The organism is Methylorubrum subtropicum (genome assembly GCF_038442325.1).
Taxonomy (GTDB): domain Bacteria; phylum Pseudomonadota; class Alphaproteobacteria; order Rhizobiales; family Beijerinckiaceae; genus Methylobacterium; species Methylobacterium subtropicum.
Map to the genome: position 1 here is coordinate 89810 of NZ_JBBXMW010000011.1, position 18662 is coordinate 108471.

The window sequence follows — 18662 nt, forward strand, 5'->3', positions numbered from 1 at the left end:
ATGCCAGTCCGATCGGTCTTGCGGTGATGTGCGCTGGCGCAAGCCGCGGACTTGCCGCAGGGACGATACCGGAAAGCCCGCGGCGAACACGAAAAAGGGCGGGAGGATGAACCTCCCGCCCCGCGGATCGTGCTTGCGCCGTGAGTGGGCCGTCAGGCCTCGCCCTCGTCGAGGTCGTCCGCCGTCGGCTTGGCGTTCTCGAGGATGCGGTCGGCGACCAGCCCCGAGTTCTGCCGGATCGACGCCTCGATCTTGTTGGCGATATCGGGGTTGTCGCGCAGAAAACCCTTGGCGTTCTCGCGGCCCTGGCCGAGGCGCTGGCTGTCGTAGGAGAACCACGCGCCCGATTTGTCGACGATGCCGGCCTTCACGCCGAGATCGACCAGCTCGCCGACCTTGGACACGCCCTCGCCGAACATGATGTCGAACTCGACCTGCTTGAACGGCGGCGCGACCTTGTTCTTGACGACCTTGACGCGGACCTGATTGCCGATGGCCTCGTCGCGGTCCTTCAGGGTCGAGACGCGGCGGATGTCGAGGCGCACCGAGGCGTAGAACTTCAGCGCGTTGCCGCCCGTCGTCGTCTCGGGGCTGCCGTACATCACGCCGATCTTCATCCGGATCTGGTTGATGAAGATGACCATGCAGTTCGAGCGCGAGATCGAGCCGGTGAGCTTGCGCAGGGCCTGGCTCATCAGGCGGGCCTGGAGGCCGGGCTGGCTCTCGCCCATCTCGCCCTCGATCTCGGCCCGCGGGGTGAGCGCGGCGACCGAATCGACCACGAGCACGTCGATGGCGCCCGAGCGCACCAGCGTGTCGGTGATCTCCAGGGCCTGCTCGCCGGTATCGGGCTGCGAGATCAGCAGGTCGTCGAGGTTGACGCCGAGCTTGCGCGCATAGACCGGGTCGAGGGCGTGCTCGGCATCGACGAAGGCGCAGACGCCGCCCTTCTTCTGCGCCTCGGCGATGGTGTGGAGCGCCAGCGTCGTCTTGCCCGACGATTCCGGCCCGTAGATCTCGATGACGCGGCCCCGCGGCAGGCCGCCGACGCCGAGCGCGATGTCGAGCCCGAGCGAGCCGGTGGAGACGGTCTCGACCTCCTGCACCTTGTCGGACTTGCCGAGGCGCATGATCGAGCCTTTGCCGAAGGCCCGCTCGATCTGCGACAGCGCCGCATCGATCGCCTTCGCCTTATCCTTGTCCGCAGCAGCCATCGTCGTGGATTCCACCATCTTCAGCGCAGGCTGTGCCATCGCGTAAGGCTCCTTATGCATGGGAGGGGCGCGAGGCTCAATGCGCCCGGGCCGATGCATTTCGTACTTGTTTTGTTCTCATTGCGCAAGGGTCGGGTGGGGTTTTGGGGGTGATCCTGTTGAGGGAGAGGCCTTGCCGCGTCCCTCTCCGAATCATCGTGTCGGTCACCACGGCACTTCTCCTCCCCCTTGCGGGGAGGAGGTAGGAGGTGGGGGTGGTGCCGGATGAAACTCGGCGATCCATCCTGAACCACCCCCACCCCCAACCCCTCCCCGCAAGGGGGAGGGGACCCGCGACTCACCCCTTGTTGTTGTCGAGCGGGCGCCCGAGCAGGCGGGCGAACTCGGCCTCGATCTCCTCGACCGAGAACGGATTCTGCGCCGTGGTCTCGGCGGCAGGGGCGTCCGGCTTCGCCGGCTCGGGCTTGGGCGGGGCCGGCGCGGGCTTCGCTTCCGGCGCAGGCTTGGGCGCGGCCTCGGCGGGTTTGGCCGGGGCCGGCTTCGGCGCGGGTGCGGGTTGGGGTGGGGCCGGCGGCGGGACGGCCACGGGGGCGGGATCGGCCGGCGCGGTCATGGCCGGGATGGCTTTGGCGCCGGCCTCGACCTTCGGCTCGGCGGCGGGCTTCGCCTCCGCGGCCGGCTTCGGCGCGGGGGCCGGCTTGGCAGGCGCCGACTTGGCCGGAGTGGGCTTGGCGGGCGCGGGCGGCTTCGGGGCCGGCGGCGGATCGGCCTGGGCGGCGGCCATCGCGGCGGCGAGCGGGTCGGGGCGCAGGTCCGGGGCGGGCGGCAGGGGCGGGGATTCGGGCCCGCCCGGCGGCGGCGTCACCGCGGAGGAGGGGCGCTTGAGCGCGACCTGAAGCTGGCGCGCCATGTCCGACAGCACCGCCGGATCGACCGGCCGCGGCCCGCGCCCGGCGATGACCGGCGGCGTCTCCGGCACCGGCTCGGAGGCAGGCGGCGGGGCGGGGGCAGGGGCGGGCGGCGGCACGGGCTCGGGCGGCGTGTCGGCGAGCGGCGGCGCGCTGCGCCGGATCAGGCGGCTGACCGGCGAGGCGGGCCGGGAGCGGGCCGGCGCGGCGGGCGTGGGCGACACCACCTCCGGCTCGAACAGGCCGGGATCGAGCGGCGGCGTGCGCTCGGGATGCGGCGGCTCGGCACCGGGCAGCGCGGGCGGCACGACCTCCGGCATCGCGAAGGCGGGCGGGGCCGGGCTGTCGAGGAATTTGTCGGCCCGCGCGGCGTCCAGGGCCGGGTCGGCGGTCTGGTCGGGCTCGGGGGCGTAGCGCGCGCCCGCGCCGCGCTGGATGTTGCGCTCGATCACCACGTCGTTCGGGCCGCCGACGAGGAGCAGGTGCTCGACGTTGTCCCGCCGCAGCAGGATGAGCTGGCGCTGCCGATCCAGCTCGTAGATGTCGACGATGCCGAGCCGCGGCTGGCGCCCGCGCCCGTTCGCGCCCGCGGTCAGCGACAGGCCGCGCCCGGAGAAGCGCCGGAACAGCAGCACCGCCCCGATCAGCAGAACCAGGATGACGAGGAAGATCACCAGGAACTGCACGACGAACGAACCGTCGGAACTGAAGAACGCTTGCAAGACCCGTGTCTTTCGCAGTCGGGGCCCAATCCGGGCCCGCTCGTGAGACCGCGCGATTATCGCTGCGGCGCGACAGGCCCGCAACAAATCCGAATCGTTCGTTAACAGGACTGTGGGACGCCGCCTGCCCCGTTTCGGCACATTCGCGGGCGACCGCCGGGCAGGATTTGCCGGGTTAACGCGTTCTTAACCATCGCAGCGGCATTTTCTGCCGGGTCCGGTCCTCGCGTCCCCACACCGCGGTCGGCCGGAGCCCTCGGGAAGGTCTCCTCATGTCCCTCACCGACCTGCCCATCCTCGGCATGCTGCGCACCCGGATGCACTGGCATCAGGCCCGCCAAGCGCTGCTCGCCGAGAACGTCGCCAACGCCGACCTTCCGGGTTTTCGACCACGCGATTTGGCCGAGCCCGCCGGCAATGGCGTGGGCGCCGCGCTCGCTGCGCCCCTCGGCGCCTCGGTCGGCGGCGACGGGCTCGCCCGCACCGAGCCGGCTCATTTCGGACTCTCCACCCAGGACGGACCGAACGCCGACCCCCGCCGGTTCAAGGGCTTCGAGGTGCGCCCCTCGGGCAACGGCGTGAACCTGGAGGAGGAGATGATGAAGGCCGGCGACAACCAGTCGGACTATCAGCTCGTCGCCTCGCTCTACCAGAAGAGCCTCGACGCCCTGAAGATCGCCGTCGGCAAGCGGTAATTCTTTGTTTTCGCATCGTCTTTTTCCGAAAGCCGGCAACCACCTTTCGGGACGATGCTGGAGGAGGCTGAAATGGACTTCCTGAAGAGCCTCGGCATCGCCGCCTCCGGCCTCAAGGCGCAGTCCGGGCGGATGCGCATCATCGCCGAGAACATCGCCAACGCCGACTCCACCGCCAACACCGCGGGCGGCGAGCCCTATCGCCGCAAGATCCCGACCTTCTCCAGCCGCCTCGACCGCGAGCTGAACGCCAACGTGATCGAGGCCGGCCGCGTGCGGCGCGATCCGTCGCCCTTCCGCACCAAGTACGATCCCGGCAACCCGGCGGCGGATGCCCGCGGCGAGGTGCGGCTGCCCAACGTCAACGGGCTGATCGAGAACATGGACATGCGCGAGGCCCAGCGCTCCTACGAGGCCAACCTCAACATGGTCACCGCGACCCGGCGGATGATCTCCAAGACCCTCGAGATCCTGAAGGCCTGACCATGCCGAGCTCCGCCTTCGCCGCGGGCGCCTACGCCGCCGCGCAAGGGATCGCCCGCCCGACGGGCCCCAAGCCCGTGCAGGCGACCGGCGCCTCCGGCTTCACCGGCCTCTTGCAGCAGACGCTCGACGGCGTCGCGCAGTCCGGCGAGAAGGCCGACCGCGCCGCCCTCTCGGCCGCCGCCGGCAAGGCCAACGTGGTCGATGTCGTCACCGCGGTCGCCGAGAGCGAGACCGCGCTGCAGACGCTGGTGGCGGTGCGCGACCGGGTGATCTCGGCCTACGAAGAGATCATGCGGATGCCGATCTGATTTTTTGTTTTTTGTCCCCTCTCCCCGCGTGCGGGGAGAGGCCTGCATGGACCTCGTCGTCCATGCAGGAAGCGGAGGCGAAGCCGGAGCGGTGGTGAGGGGGCGTCTCATGAAGAGGCTCTTCCGAACAAGCCCCCTCACCATCGGCTGCCGCCTCGCTTCGGCGACGACGAGGTCGCCGAAGCCCTCTCCCCGCGTGCGGGGAGAGGGGATGCGCGCTTCAACGATCTGATCTCCGGCAAAGCGAAGTCCCAAAAGAAATGACCGGCCTCGCCATCCTCGACGTCGCCCGCGACGGCATCTTCGTCTTCCTCAAGGTGGCCGGGCCCCTGATGATGGTCGCGCTGCTGGTCGGCCTCGTGGTGTCGCTGTTCCAGGCGCTGACGCAGATTCAGGAGCAGACGCTGATCTACGTGCCCAAGATCGTCACCGTGTTCGGCGTGCTGCTCCTGATGCTGCCGTTCATGGGCGATGCCATGGCGGCCTACATGGCCCGCATCGCCGCCCGCATCGCGGCGGGTGGATGATGCCGACGCCGCCGCGGTGTAGAAGCGGCCAGGATGCCCGCTTCGCTCAACCTGCTGCTGCCGGGGCTCGCCGCGGCGTTCCTGCTCACCTTCGCCCGCGTCGGCACGCTGATCATGCTGATGCCGGGGGTCGGCGAGCAGCTCGTCTCGGCGCGCGTCCGGCTGGCGCTGGCGCTCCTCGTCACGCTGGTGCTGTTTCCCGTGGTGCGGCCGATGCTGCCGGCCGTGAACGGCACGCTCGCCCCGCCGGTGCTGATCGGGCTGCTGTTCAGCGAAATCCTGATCGGGCTGATGCTGGGCCTGTGCGTGCGCATGGTGCTCGCCGCGCTGACGACGGCGGGCAACGTCATCTCGCAGCAGCTCGGCCTGTCCTACGCCATGACGGTGGACCCGACGATGGGCGGGCAGCAGGCGGCAATCGGCAACTTTCTGTCGCTCCTCGGCATCACCCTGGTGATGGCGACCGACCTGCATCACCTCGCGCTGGAGGGGATCGCCCGCAGCTACGTCGTCCTGCCGCCGACCGGGCTGCCGGCGCTGGGGGATGCGGCCAAGCTCGCGCTCGACGCCTTTGCCCGCAGCTTTGCGCTCGGTGTGCGGATCGCCGGCCCGTTCATCGTCTTCGCGATCCTGTTCAATCTCGGGCTCGGCGTGCTGTCGCGGCTGATGCCGCAATTGCAGGTGTTCTTCCTGGCAGTCCCGGCCTCGGTGATCATCGGGATGTTGCTGCTCGCGGGCGCGCTCGGGCTGCTCATGAGCCTGTTCCTGGACGACCTCGGCCGCTATCTCGGCCAGCTCGTCGGTCGGTGAGGCGCTAGAGCCGTGGCCGAGGAAACCGACCAGGAAGACAAGACCGAAGAACCGACCTTCCGCCGCATCGAGCAGGCGATCGAGCGCGGCGACGTGCCGAACTCTCCGGAAATCTACACCTTCTTCATCCTGGCGGCGCTGACGCTGGTGCTGATCGTCTCGGCCAAGCCCATCGCGGAAGGCCTGTCGCGCGACATGCGCGGCTTCCTGCTGCATGCCGGCGACGTGCCGGCCGATCCCGGCACGTTCCTCGGCGTCGCCGTGCGCGCGGCCTGGATCGGGCTGAAGGCGCTCGCGATCCCGCTCGGCCTCGCGGTGGTGGCCGCGCTCGCCGCGGGCTTCCTCCAGCACCGGCCGATCCTGACGGCGCAGAGCCTGATGCCGCAATTCTCGCGCATCTCGCCCATGGCCGGGATGAAGCGGCTGTTCGGAATGGAGGCCTGGGTCAATTTCGGCAAGGGGCTGGCCAAGCTCATCCTCGTCGGCGTGGTGGCGGGCGCGATCCTGTGGGCCGAGCACGAACGGGCCGAATCCTTCGCCCAACTGGAGCCCGGCGCGGCGCTCGCCGCGACGCTGACGCTCGCCGTCAAGATGATGGGCGGGATGCTGGCGATCTACGCCGCCATCGCGCTCGCCGACGCGCTCTACCAGCGCCACCGCTGGCGGGCGCGCCTGCGCATGTCCAAGGAGGAGATGAAGCAGGAGCACAAGGAGAGCGAGGGCAGCCCCGAGGTGAAGGCCCGCCAGCGCCAGCTGCGGCAGGCCAAGGTCAAGAAGCGGATGATGGCCGCCGTGCCCACCGCCACCGTGATCGTGACGAACCCGACCCACTTCGCCGTGGCGCTCCGCTACGAGGCCGGCATGGCGGCGCCGATCTGCGTCGCCAAGGGCGTCGACTCCCTGGCGCTGCGCATCCGCGCGGTCGCCAAGGACCACGACGTGCCGGTGATGGAGAACCCGCCGCTGGCGCGCGCCCTCTACGCCACCGTCGAGGTCGATGACGAGATCCCGGCCGAGCATTACCGCGCGGTTGCGGAAGTCATCGGTTTCGTGCTTCGCCTGCGCCGCCGCGCGGCGTGAGGACGCGCGTCGTCCCGAGACGGCGAAGTCCCTCAGATGCCACGGTTTATGCACCTTTGTCCGGATAGGATGCGCGCGAAGGCGTCGGCCCGGAAGGTGGGCGACGCGGGGATGGGTAGGGCCTGATGGCTGAGGTCAGCGGACCAGCGGTGCCGGCGTCGGGCTCGATCGACCGCTCGGAGCGCCCCGGCCGGGTCGGGCTGCTGCTGATGCTGGCGGGCCTGCTCGTGGGCGCCGCCGTCGGCCTGTCGTTCGTGGCGAACGAACAAGCCCAGCCGCTCATCCTCGGCCTGCTGGCGCTGCTCGCCATGGCCGGCGTGTTCTTCCTGTTCGCGCTGGCCATCGGGGCGATCCAGCTCGCCGGCCCGGCGTCGCGCGACGACATCACCCGCGCGATCACCGATGCGGCCCCCGAGGGCAAGCTGGTGATCGAGGAGAGCGGGCGGATGATCTACGCCAACGAGGCCTATATGCGCCTCGCGGGCGGTGACAGCTTTTCCAACCTGCGGCCGATCGAGCGCATCTTCGTCGGCGCGCCGGAGGTGTCCGAGGCGGTCTATCGCCTTGCGCAGGCCGCCCGCGACGAGCGCGCCTATACGGAGGAAATCCGCATGTCGCCGCCGCCCGGCGGCGCGGCCGAGCGCGACTTCGCGTGGTACCGCATCGCCGTGCGGCCGATCCCGCGGCCCCGCGGCGCGGCGGCTCTGTGGACCGTCAGCGACATCACCCACGAGCGCGAGCGCCAGGAAAACGTCTTCCAAGAGCTGCAGCACGCGATCGACTATCTCGACCACGCGCCCGCGGGCTTCCTGTCGATCGATGCCGCGGGCGCCATCGTCTACATGAACGCGACGCTCGCCTCCTGGCTCGGCTACGACCTCGCCACGGTGGGCTCGGGCGGGCTCAAGCTCCTTGAGATCGCGCCCGGCGCCGACGTGCTCTCGGCCGCTCCTGGCCTGCCCGGCGAGGTGCGCACCGACCGCTTCGACATCGACCTGCGCCGCCGCAACGGCCAGCCGCTGCCGACCCGCCTCTACCACCGCGTGGCCTACGGCCAGGACGGGGCGCCGGGGCCATCGCGCACCTTCGTGCTCAACCGCTCGGCCGGCTCGGATTCCGACGAGCCGCAGCGGGCGGCCGAGGTGCGGCTCGCCCGCTTCCTCAACACCAGCCCGATCGCCATCGCGACGCTCGACGGCGACGGCCGCGTCATCCGCGCCAACGCCTCGTTCGTGCGCCTGTTCTCCGGTATGCCGCGCCAGCCCTCGGCGGAAGCCGGACGCGAGGCGGCCGAGCCGATGATGCGCGAGGCCGTGCTGGAGCGCGACCGCCACGCCATCGAGGCGGCGCTCTCGCGCGCGGCCAACGGCTTCGGCGGGCTCGACCCGATCGAGATCGGGCTGCTCGGCGAGGGCGAGCGCTCGGCCCGCGTCTGGATGAGCCCGGCGGATGCCGACGGCACGCAGCGCGTCGAGTCGGATGCCGACCGCGAGCGGGTGATCCTCTACGCGCTCGACACCACGGCCCAGCGCCAGCTCGAGCAGCAGATCGCCCAGACCCAGAAGATGGACACGGTGGGCCAGCTCGCGGGCGGCATCGCCCACGACTTCAACAACGTGCTCCAGGCGATCATCGGCTATTCGGACCTGCTGCTGGCCAGCCACCGGCCGACCGACCACGCCTTCCAGGACATCATGCAGATCAAGCAGAACGCGAACCGGGCGGCCTCGCTCGTTCGCCAGCTGCTGGCCTTCTCCCGCCGCCAGACCCTGCGGCCGGAGGTGATGGATGTCGGCGAGGCCCTGTCCGACCTGACGCTGCTGCTGAAGCGCCTGCTCGGCGAGCGGGTGCAGCTCGATTTCCGCCACGGCCGCGAGATCTGGCCGATCAAGGCCGACGTGAACCAGTTCGAACAGGTGATCGTGAACCTCGCGGTCAACGCCCGCGACGCCATGCCCGGCGGCGGGCGCCTGTTGATCCGCACCACCAACTGCGCGGCGGACGCCGAGCGTCCGGTCGGTATCCCGCCGGGCGACCACGTGATGATCGAGGTGACCGACACCGGCGAGGGCATCCCGCCGGCGGTGCTGCAAAAGATCTTCGAGCCGTTCTTCACCACGAAGGAGATCGGCAAGGGCACGGGGCTGGGCCTCTCAACCGTGTTCGGCATCGTCAACCAGTCGGGCGGCGCCATCGACGTGCAATCGACGGTCGGCGAGGGCACCACCTTCCGCATCTACCTGCCGCGCCACGAGCCCGGCGCCGAGACCCTGCCGGAGCCCGAGCCCGTCGCGGCGCTGCCGCGCCCCGAGCGCACGGCGTCCGAGCCGAGCGAGGCGACGCCGACGGTGGGCGACGTCGCCCCCGAGCCCAAGCCCGCGCCGAAGCCCGAGCCGCAAAAGCCCGCCGCCGACCATACCGGCCAGGGCACGGTGCTGCTCGTCGAGGACGAGGACCCGGTGCGCGCGGTCAATTCCCGCGCGCTCTCGGCCCGCGGCTACACGGTGCTGGAGGCCGCCTCCGGCGTCGAGGCGCTGCGCCTGATCGAGGAGCATGCCGACGGCATCGACGTGGTCGTCTCCGACGTGGTGATGCCCGAGATGGACGGCCCGACGCTCCTGCGGGAACTCCGCAAGCACCGCCCCGACCTGAAGGTGATCTTCGTCTCCGGCTACGCCGAGGACGCCTTCCGCAAGAACCTCCCCGAGGGCGAGGCCTTCAACTTCCTGCCGAAGCCGTTCAGCCTGAAGCAGCTGGTGGAGACGGTGAAGACCACGATGGCGGGGTAGGGGAGGGGGCCCGGAGCCCGTTCGAAGGCTCATCCCACTCATACCCCTCATCCTGAGGTGCTGCGCAGCAGCCTCGAAGGAGGGCTCCAGTTCGCTCAGCGATCCCTGGAGCCCTCCTTCGAGGCCCGCCTGCGGCGGGCACCTCAGGATGAGGGGGAGGATGGGATCATCGAGTCGAACAGGCTCTCGGTGGCCGCCGTCTCGTCCTCTCCGGACCCTGCGGAGCCCTGGATTGCTTCGGCTTCGCCTCGCAATGACGGCGCGGGCGTTCGGCGCCGCTCAGCTATGTGGCGAAACCTCTGGCCGCCGGTGCTCGCTGGCGATGCGGCGGACCGTGCCGGTGTTGGAGCGGTAGACGACCGTTTCGGTCTCGATCCGGCCGGGGCGGAAGCGCACGCCCGAGAGCAGTGCGCCCGTGGTCACGCCGGTCGCCGCGACGATGACGTCGCCGCGGGCCATGTCGTGCATGTCGTACTTCCGGGCCGGATCGGTGATGCCCATCTTGGCGGCCCGCGCCCGCTTGTCGGCGGAATCGAGGATCAGCCGGCCCTGCATCTGGCCGCCGATGCAGCGGAGCGCGGAGGCCGCGATCACGCCCTCGGGCGCGGCGCCGGTGCCCATGTAGATGTCCACGCCGGTCTCGTCCGGCTTGGTGCAGTGGATGATCGCGGCGATGTCGCCGTCCGAGATCAGGCGGATGCCGGCACCCGTGTCGCGCACGGCGGCGATCAGGTCCATGTGGCGGGGCCGGTCGAGGATGATCGCGGTGAGGCCCGAGGGCTCGACGCCCTTGGCGCGCGCCAGCGAGGCGATGTTCTGGGCCGGGCTCCAGTCGAGATCGACCGTGCCGGGCGGATAGCCGGGGCCGATGGCGATCTTCTGCATGTAGACGTCGGGTGCGGCCAGCAGCGTGCCGCGTTCGGCCAGCGCCATCACGGCGATGGCGCCGGGCATGTCCTTGGCGCAGAGCGTGGTGCCCTCCAGCGGATCGACGGCGATGTCGACCGCGGGCCCGGAGCCGTTGCCGACCCGCTCGCCGATGAACAGCATCGGCGCCTCGTCGCGCTCGCCCTCGCCGATCACTACGGTGCCCTCGACCGCGAGCGCCATCAGCTCGCCCCGCATGGCATCGACGGCGGCTTGGTCGGCCTCCTTCTCGCGGCCCTGGCCGCGCAGGCGCGCGGCGGCGATGGCCGCGGATTCGGTGACGCGCACGAGTTCGAGGGTCAGGCCCCGCGCAGTGGGGTCGCTGAAGATTCCGGTATCGGCCGCCGCCATCGCCCTTGGGTCCCTCGTCCCGGAAAGCCCGGCTGTTGCCGCCGATGCCTGAACCGCTCACATGCAGCGGAGTTCATGCCGCAAGTGCAATCTGTCGGAAAGCCCGGCAGGATCGTGCAGGGGCAGCGTCCCCGCTATTCGCGCTCGATGCGGATGAGCTGGGGGGCTTCCGCCAGCAGCCCGTCGCCGTTGATGGCCGCGAGCGCCTTGCGCACGTTCCCCTCGGTCGCCGCGTAGGTGATGAGCACCAGCGGCACCGGCTGACCCGACTGGCCCTTCGGATCGCTGGAGGCCGCCTTGGCGGAGCGGCGCTGGACGATGCTCTCGATGGAGATGCCGGCCTCGGCCATGCGGGTGGCCACGCCCGCGGCGACGCCGGTGCGGTCGTGGACGGTGAGCCGGATGTAGTAGCCGCCCTCGTGGCGCTGCATCTCGACCCGCCGGGGCGGCGAGAGCGCCGCGACCGGGCGGCCGAAGGTCGGGCGGCGCACGCCGGCCGCCACGTCGGCGATGTCGGCGACGACGGCCGAGGCCGTGGCCTTGCCGCCCGCACCGGGGCCGATCAGGGTGAGTTCGCCGACCGCGTCGGCATCGACCGTGACCGCGTTGGTCACGCCCATCACCTGGGCGATGGCCGAGGCCTTCGCCACCATGGTCGGGTGGACGCGCTGCTCGATGCCGGCCTCGGTCGCCTGCGCGACGCCGAGGAGCTTGATGCGGTAGCCGAGCTCGTCCGCCATGGCGAGGTCGAGCGGCTGGATCGCCGAGATGCCCTCGACCGAGACGCCGTCGGCGTCGATCTTGACCCCGAAGGCGAGGCTCGTCAGGATCGCGAGCTTGTGGGCGGTGTCGAAGCCCTCGACGTCGAAGGTCGGGTCGGCCTCGGCGTAGCCCAGCGCCTGCGCGTCCTTGAGGCAGGCCTCGAACGTCAGCCCCTCGGCCTCCATCCGGCTGAGGATGTAGTTGCAGGTGCCGTTGAGGATTCCGTAGACGCGGGTGATCGCGTTGCCGGCCAGCCCCTCGCGGATCGCCTTGATCACCGGGATGCCGCCCGCGACCGAGGCCTCGTAGGCGAGCGCCACGCCCCGCTCTTCCGCGGCCTTAGCGAGCGCCGCGCCGTGGCGGGCAAGCAGCGCCTTGTTGGCAGTGACCACGTGCTTGCCCGAGGCGATGGCCGCCTCGACCGCCGCCTTGGCCGGGCCTTCGGCGCCGCCGACGAGTTCCACGAACACGTCGATGTCGCCGGACTGCGCCAGCGCTACCGGATCGTCGAACCACGTGAACCCGGAGAGGTCGAGGCCGCGGTCGCGGGTCTTGTCGCGGGCCGAGACCGCGGTGACGACGACCGGGCGGCCGGAGGCGCCGAGCGCCTCGGCGCGGCGCGCCACCATCCCCACCACGGCGGCGCCGACGGTGCCGAGACCGGCGATGCCGAGGCGAAGGGGCTGGGTCATGGGCGTGCCGTCTTGCGTGGATTCGGGTGTGCGGCCCGGACGGCGGAGGTCGCTCTCAAGGGCCTCCGCGCGGGAGGCCGGCGGGAGGCACGACGGCGCGTCCGGAACGGCGCGCACTTCTGCAACGATTTCGGCAGGGGCGCAAGGAAACCGGGGCGGTCAGAGGTACGTGGAACCGTGCCTGCGGCCGATGCGATGGAAGTCGATCCTCCTCGCTGTCATTCCGGGGCTCGCCGAAGGCGAGAACCCGGAATCCACCCGTGATGCGCGGCCCGACGAGGCGTCGCGGCCAGTCGTGGATTCCGGGTTCCGCTGCGCGGCCCCGGAATGACGGGGGTGGGTTTGGTAGGCGAGACGGGCCTCAGCCCTCCTCGTCGTTGTCCGAATCGTTGTCGATCAGGTCGGAGACGTCGTCGTCGCCGTCCTCCTCTTCGAGGAAGGTGTCGTCGTCGCCGCCCGAGCTGGCGTCGTCGCCGCCCTCGTCGTCGTCCACGCTGATGTCGTCGGCGTCGTCGCTGGCCTCGGCCTCATCCAGGGAGACGATCTCCGGGCCGGCCTTCTCCTCTTCCTCCTCGTCGTCGTCGGCGGCGCGGCTGGCGATCGGCGGGGCGACGCGGCTGGTGGCGACCTGATAGATCGTGCCGCATTTCGGGCAGGTCGCCGGATCGCGGTCGAGATCGTAGAACTTGGCACCGCAATTCATGCACTGGCGCTTGACGCCGAGTTCCGGTCTAGCCACGGCAGCGAACCTCTGGGCAGATGTCGAAGGGGGTCGGGGAGAAGCGGCCCCGTTAGTCGCAGCCTCCGCCCATGTCAAATGGGTGGGCGGTCCGGTGCCCGTCCGGAAAAAAGCAAGGCGCGCCATCACGGTGGATGCGCGCGCCTCAGGTGGTTCCGGGTCTCAGGAAGGAACTGCGGCGAGGGTTACCGCATCTGCCCGGCGGTCGCTGTGCCCGATGCGCCACAGCCTCACAGGCGGCGGCCGTCACCGATCCGTCACAGAGCGTTCGCCTGGAGCGAGGCCGTGGTCCGCCGCGCCTGGGTCACGCCGCGCACGCGGGCGCGGTGGGACCAGCCGCCCTGGCGCCGATCGACGGCGACGCGCAGGAGGCGGGCGAGCAGGGCGTTCCCGGCCGAGGGGCCGCGCTCGAATTCGTGGAGCAGCGCTTCGAGGGCGACGATGCGCTCGCTCGGGCGGGCATAGGCCGCCTCCAGTTCGCCCAACACGTCGCGGATGCGATCGGCGAGCGCCGGATCGGCGGTCGCGGCGGCTTCATCGACCTTGCGGAGACAACGGCGCACGGGCGTCATGGCCGGCCAATATATACCTATGTTGATCCCTGTCGAGTCGCCCCCGCGCGTTGCCCCCATGCGCGGAGCGGCGCGTCGGTCTCGCCCGGCCCCTCGGATGACGCGGCCGGACCCGCATGGTAACGGGCCGCATCCCGCCCTCTCGCCGGAAGCCCTGGCCTCCCGTGTCGCACGATTCCGATCCCCAGCCCCTCACCGCGCGTCCGGGCCACGCGCTCCGCGGCGACCTGAAGCCGCCGGGCGACAAGTCGATCTCGCACCGGGCGATGATCTTCGGGCTGCTCTCCATCGGCGAGACCCGCGTCGAGGGCCTGTTGGAGGGCGACGACGTGCTGCGCACGGCCGACGCCGCCCGCGCGCTCGGCGCAACCGTCACCCGCGAGGGCGAGGGGCGCTGGCGCGTCGTCGGCACCGGCATCGGCGGGATGCAGGATCCGGCGGGCGTGCTCGATTTCGGCAATGCCGGCACCGGCTCGCGGCTGATGATGGGCGTGGTCGGCGGCCAGCCCGTCACCGCGACCTTCGACGGCGACGCCTCCCTCCGCAAGCGGCCGATGCGGCGCATCCTCGATCCGCTGCTGCAGATGGGCGCGCAGATCGTGTCGGAGGCCGAGGGCGGGCGCGTGCCGCTGACGATCCGGGGCCCGCGCGAGGGCATCCCGATCCGCTACGAACTGCCCGTCGCCTCGGCGCAGATCAAGTCGGCGGTGCTGCTCGCCGCCCTCAACGCGCCGGGCGTCACCACCGTGATCGAGCGCGCCGCCTCGCGCGACCACACCGAGCGGATGCTGCGCCTGTTCGGCGCCGACGTGAACGTCGAGCCCACCGGCGAGGGCGGTCACGGCCGCTCCATCGCGCTCACCGGCCAGCCGACGCTGCGGGGTACCGACGTGATCGTGCCCGCCGACCCGTCCTCGGCGGCCTTCCCGCTGGTGGCGGCGCTGATCGTGCCGGGCTCCGAGGTGACGTTGCGCGGCGTCATGATGAACCCGCTGCGCATCGGCCTCATCACCACGCTGATCGAGATGGGCGCCGACATCGAGCGCCTGGACGAGCGCGAGGAGGGCGGGGAGACGGTGGCCGACCTTCGCGTGCGGGCGAGCCGCCTCACCGGCGTCGACGTCCCGGCCGAGCGCGCGCCCTCCATGATCGACGAGTACCCGGTGCTCGCGGTCGCCGCGTCCTTCGCCGAGGGCACCACGCGGATGAACGGCCTGCACGAGCTGCGGGTGAAGGAATCCGACCGCCTCGCCGCGGTCGCGGACGGGCTCGCGCAGAACGGCGTGGATCACCGGATCGAGGGCGACGACCTGATCGTCACCGGCACGGGCGCGGCGGCGAAGGGCGGCGGCACCGTCGCGACCCATCTCGACCACCGCATCGCCATGGCCTTCCTCGTCATGGGGATGGCCACGGAGAACCCGGTCACGGTGGACGACGGGGCGATGATCGCCACGAGCTTCCCGAGCTTCCGCCCGACCATGGCGGAACTCGGCGCCGAGATCGTCGAGGGGGCGAGCCGCTGATGGGCATGCCCCTCGTCATCGCCATCGACGGCCCGGCCGCCTCCGGCAAGGGCACGCTCGCCAAGCGGCTCGCCGCGCATTTCGGCCTGCCGCATCTCGACACCGGCCTGCTCTACCGCGCGGTGGCGCTGGCGCTGATCGATGCCGGCACCGATCTCGGCGACGAGGCGGCGGCCGCGCGCGCCGCCGCCGCGCTCTCGGCCGAGGGCCTGTCCGATCCGCGCCTGCGCGAGCGGGCGATGGGCGAGGCCGCCTCGCGGGTCTCGTCGGTGCCGGAGGTGCGGGCCGCGCTCCTGTCCTGGCAGCAGCGCTTCGCCGGCGGCCCGGAGGGCGCCGTGCTCGACGGGCGCGACATCGGCACGGTGGTCTGCCCGGACGCGCGGGTGAAGCTGTTCATCACCGCGACCCCCGAGGAGCGGGCGCGCCGCCGCCACCGCGAACTCGCGGGGCGGGGCGAGGCGGCCTCGCCGGAGGCGATCCTGGCCGACATCCGCGCCCGCGACGCCCGCGATTCGAGCCGCGCCGCCGCCCCGCTCAAGGCCGCCGCCGACGCGGTGGTGCTGGACACGACCGAACTCGACGCCGACGCCGCCTTCGCCGAAGCCCTCGGACTCGTCACCCGCCTCGGCGGTCTCTAGTCCCAATTCGAGGTTTCGAAAGGACTACGTCCTTTCGCGGGTCCAGGGCAGAGCCCTGGCCGGCGGAGCCATCCTCAGGGCTCCGCCCCGAGACCCCGCCAAAGGACTCGTCCTTTGGGAACCCGGATTCAGGGCACGGCCTCCGGTCTGCCGCCCACGTCACGCGATCGTGACACCTTGTGGGATGCGCTGCGCCGGACTCGGTTTTCGCGCCGAAACCGGGCTCGACGGGCCGTTTCGGGACCGATCAGGTTGAATTGCGCGCAATTTTATGGACTCAAGCGCGACCATTGGACTTAAGGGTGCGGCGCGCTGCGACGCCGGCGCCAGCGTAAAGATCGAGACTTTTCGAGCTGATTAACATTTGTGCGCTTTCGATGCAGGCCAGATGCCTGTCGAAGAGCCGACGATGCCGAATCGAGCCCACGATTCCGACGCGATGTACCGCCTGCTGGTCCAGGGCGTGACCGATTACGCGATCTACATGCTGAGCCCCGACGGGACGGTGGCGAACTGGAATGCTGGGGCGCAGCGGGCCAAGGGCTACAGCGCCGAGGAGATCGTCGGGCGCCACTTCTCCTGCTTCTACACCCCGGAGGACCGGGCCGCGGGCCTGCCCGAGCGGGGGCTTGCCACAGCGCGGTGGGACGGCGGCTTCGAGACCCAAGGCTGGCGCCTGCGCAAGGACGGCAGCCGGTTCTGGGCGCATGTCGTGATCGATCCGATCTACGACGACGGCCACCTCGTCGGTTACGCCAAGGTGACGCGCGACTGGACCGACCTTCAACTGATGATGGACGCCTCGCGCGAGCACGAGCGGCGCTTCCGCCTGCTGGTGCAGGGTGTGACCGACTATGCGATCTACATGCTCGCCCCCGACGGCACCGTGGCGAACTGGAACGCCGGGGCGCAGCGCGCCAAGGGCTACACCGCCGAGGAGATCGTCGGGCGCCACTTCGCCTGCTTCTACACCCCGGAGGACCGGGCCGCGGGCCTGCCCGAGCGGGGGCTCGCCACCGCGCGGGCGGACGGGCGCTTCGAGGCCGAGGGCTGGCGCCTGCGCAAGGACGGCACGCGGTTCTGGGCCCATGTCGTGATCGACGCGATCAAGGACGACGAGGGCGCCTTCGCCGGTTACGCCAAGATCACCCGCGACTGCACCGAGCAGCGCCTGACCGCCCTCAATCTCGACGCCGCGCGGCAAAAACTCGACCTCGCGCTCGCCAACATGTCCCAGGGCCTGTGCCTGATCGACGGCGAGGGCCGGCTGGTGCTGGCCAACGCGCGGCTCGCCGAGATGCTCGGCACCGCCGCCGACGTCTCGCCGGTGGGCCTGAGCGTGCATGCCGTCCTCGCGAACGCGTTCGGCCCGGCGGCGGACGCCTTCGTGCACGAGCACCTGCGGCCCGACCTGCCGAGCGACCGGCCGGTGGTCTCCGAGATCGCCGGGCCGGAGCGCATCCTCTCGGCCACCACCCGGCCGCTCGCCGGGGGCGGCTGGGTCTCGACCTTCACCGACACGAGCGAGCGCCGCCGCTACGAGGACCGCATCCGCTACCTCGCCCGCCACGACGCGCTGACGGGGCTGGCCAACCGCACGACCCTGCACGAGCATCTCGCCGCGGTGCTGCGGTTCTCCGGGCCCGGCGGCGCGCGCGCCGACGACGAGCGCCGCGCCGTCCTGTTCCTCGACCTCGACCGGTTCAAACCAATCAACGACACGCTCGGCCACGCCGTCGGCGACCGGCTGCTGCAGGAGGTCGCCCGGCGGCTACGCGGGGCGGTGCGCGCCTACGATTTCGTGGCGCGGCTCGGCGGCGACGAGTTCGCCGTGGTGCTCGACGCGGTCGAGGCGGTCCACCTGCCGACCATCGCCGACCGGATCATCGAAGCCCTCAACCGGCCCTTCACCTTCGACGGGCTGTCGCTGACGGTGGGCGTCAGCATCGGCATCGCGGTCTCCTGCGAGACCGTCCACACCCCGGACGAATTGCTGCGCGACGCCGACCTCGCCCTCTACCGGGCCAAGAAGGACGGCCGCAACCGCCACCGCTTCTACGATCCGAGCATGAGCGAGGTCGTCAACGCCCGCGCGGCGCTGGAAACCGAGCTGCGCCGGGCGTTCCGCGAGGGCGCCTTGAGCCTCCACTACCAGCCGATCGTGCGCGCCCGGTCGGGGACGACGATCGGCTTCGAGACGCTGCTGCGCTGGCACCGGGCCGACGGCAGCGCAATCTCGCCCGCGATCTTCGTGCCCGTGGCCGAGGAAGCCGGGATGATGCCCGAGATCGGCGCCTGGGTGCTGATGGAGGCCTGCCGCGAGGCCGCGGGCTGGCCCGCCGGGCTCAGCGTGGCGATCAACGTCTCGGCGACGCAGCTGCGCGACCCCCGCTTCACCGAGACGGTGGAACGGGCGCTCGCGTCGAGCGGCCTGCCCGCGGCGCGGCTCGAGATCGAGATCACCGAGACCGCGGTGCTGGAGAACCGCGAACTGGCGCTGGCTCTGCTCCAGCGCGTCGCCGCGCTGGGCGTGCGCATCGCGCTCGACGATTTCGGCACCGGCTACTCGTCGCTGAGCTTCGTGCACAGCTTCCCCCTGAGCCGGATCAAGATCGACCGCAGCTTCGTCAAGGGGCTGGGGCAGGACCCGCAATCGACCGCGATCGTGCGGGCGATCCTCGGCCTGTCGCGCAGCCTCGGCCTCGCCGTCACCGCCGAGGGCGTCGAGACCGAGGCGCAGCGCCTGATCCTCGTCAAGGAGCGATGCCCGGACCTGCAGGGCTTCCTGTTCGGCCGCCCCGAGGCGCGCCCCCGCCTGCCCGAGCCCGCGACCCGGCGGGAGCCGCCGCAGCCGCACGCGGCGTGAAGGTGAAGGAGGGATCGACCGGTCCCACCCATCCCCCTCATCCTGAGGTG

16 protein-coding genes are annotated in these 18662 nt (G+C 71.2%); 10 read left to right on the forward strand and 6 right to left on the reverse strand.

What is annotated here, in order from left to right; genetic code table 11:
- Positions 1–152: 152 nt before the first annotated feature.
- On the reverse strand, positions 153–1232 hold the full coding sequence (gene recA / locus AAHG03_RS16300) for a recombinase RecA (RefSeq protein ID WP_412759760.1): 1080 nt from the start codon (positions 1230–1232) through the stop codon (positions 153–155).
- 319 nt (positions 1233–1551) lie between these two features.
- The gene (locus AAHG03_RS16305) at positions 1552–2844 is read right to left on the reverse strand and encodes a hypothetical protein (RefSeq protein WP_342151741.1); all 1293 of its coding nucleotides are present in this window, start codon (positions 2842–2844) and stop codon (positions 1552–1554) included.
- Between the two features lie 272 nt (positions 2845–3116).
- Between AAHG03_RS16305 and flgB the strand changes: the two genes are divergently transcribed.
- The 7 genes from flgB (at position 3117) to cckA (ending at position 9539) form a co-directional block, all read left to right on the forward strand.
- Entirely contained in the window at positions 3117–3539 is a 423-nt protein-coding gene (gene flgB / locus AAHG03_RS16310) for a flagellar basal body rod protein FlgB (protein WP_342151742.1), read from the forward strand.
- A 72-nt stretch (positions 3540–3611) separates the two neighbouring features.
- Entirely contained in the window at positions 3612–4022 is a 411-nt protein-coding gene (flgC, locus tag AAHG03_RS16315) for a flagellar basal body rod protein FlgC (protein WP_342151743.1), read from the forward strand.
- Positions 4023–4024: 2 nt separating this feature from the next.
- Positions 4025–4333, forward strand: a complete 309-nt coding sequence (gene fliE / locus AAHG03_RS16320) for a flagellar hook-basal body complex protein FliE (RefSeq protein ID WP_342151744.1) — start codon at positions 4025–4027, stop codon at positions 4331–4333.
- A gap of 260 nt (positions 4334–4593) precedes the next feature.
- Complete coding sequence (fliQ, locus tag AAHG03_RS16325; RefSeq protein ID WP_342151745.1) at positions 4594–4860, forward strand: flagellar biosynthesis protein FliQ; 267 nt, start codon at positions 4594–4596, stop codon at positions 4858–4860.
- 33 nt (positions 4861–4893) lie between these two features.
- Complete coding sequence (fliR, locus tag AAHG03_RS16330) at positions 4894–5670, forward strand: flagellar biosynthetic protein FliR (protein ID WP_342151746.1); 777 nt, start codon at positions 4894–4896, stop codon at positions 5668–5670.
- Positions 5671–5682: 12 nt separating this feature from the next.
- Positions 5683–6750, forward strand: coding sequence for a flagellar biosynthesis protein FlhB (flhB, locus tag AAHG03_RS16335; protein WP_342151747.1), 1068 nt, complete (start codon positions 5683–5685; stop codon positions 6748–6750).
- 125 nt (positions 6751–6875) lie between these two features.
- The gene (cckA, locus tag AAHG03_RS16340) at positions 6876–9539 is read left to right on the forward strand and encodes a cell cycle histidine kinase CckA (RefSeq protein ID WP_342151748.1); all 2664 of its coding nucleotides are present in this window, start codon (positions 6876–6878) and stop codon (positions 9537–9539) included.
- A gap of 279 nt (positions 9540–9818) precedes the next feature.
- On the opposite strand, the gene glpX is transcribed toward cckA, so the two are convergent.
- The 4 genes from glpX to AAHG03_RS16360 all read right to left on the reverse strand — a co-directional run bounded on the left by glpX (position 9819) and on the right by AAHG03_RS16360 (position 13573).
- On the reverse strand, positions 9819–10817 hold the full coding sequence (gene glpX, locus AAHG03_RS16345; RefSeq protein WP_342151749.1) for a class II fructose-bisphosphatase: 999 nt from the start codon (positions 10815–10817) through the stop codon (positions 9819–9821).
- Positions 10818–10951: 134 nt separating this feature from the next.
- Positions 10952–12271 carry a homoserine dehydrogenase gene (locus AAHG03_RS16350; protein WP_342151750.1) on the reverse strand — a complete coding sequence of 440 codons (1320 nt, stop codon included), beginning with the start codon at positions 12269–12271 and terminating at the stop codon, positions 10952–10954.
- A gap of 361 nt (positions 12272–12632) precedes the next feature.
- Positions 12633–13010 (reverse strand): TIGR02300 family protein, encoded by a 378-nt coding sequence (locus AAHG03_RS16355; RefSeq protein ID WP_342151751.1) that lies wholly within the window; start codon positions 13008–13010, stop codon positions 12633–12635.
- 257 nt (positions 13011–13267) lie between these two features.
- Positions 13268–13573: a hypothetical protein gene (locus AAHG03_RS16360; RefSeq protein WP_342151752.1), complete on the reverse strand. Its 306-nt coding sequence runs from the start codon at positions 13571–13573 to the stop codon at positions 13268–13270.
- 173 nt (positions 13574–13746) lie between these two features.
- On the opposite strand from AAHG03_RS16360, the gene aroA reads away from it, so the two are divergent.
- The 3 genes from aroA (at position 13747) to AAHG03_RS16375 (ending at position 18612) form a co-directional block, all read left to right on the forward strand.
- A complete protein-coding gene (aroA, locus tag AAHG03_RS16365; RefSeq protein ID WP_342151753.1) occupies positions 13747–15108 on the forward strand; it encodes a 3-phosphoshikimate 1-carboxyvinyltransferase in 1362 nt (453 codons plus the stop codon).
- A 5-nt stretch (positions 15109–15113) separates the two neighbouring features.
- Positions 15114–15746 (forward strand): (d)CMP kinase, encoded by a 633-nt coding sequence (cmk, locus tag AAHG03_RS16370; protein ID WP_342151849.1) that lies wholly within the window; start codon positions 15114–15116, stop codon positions 15744–15746.
- Between the two features lie 409 nt (positions 15747–16155).
- Positions 16156–18612 carry a sensor domain-containing protein gene (locus AAHG03_RS16375; RefSeq protein ID WP_342151754.1) on the forward strand — a complete coding sequence of 819 codons (2457 nt, stop codon included), beginning with the start codon at positions 16156–16158 and terminating at the stop codon, positions 18610–18612.
- Positions 18613–18662: the final 50 nt, after the last annotated feature.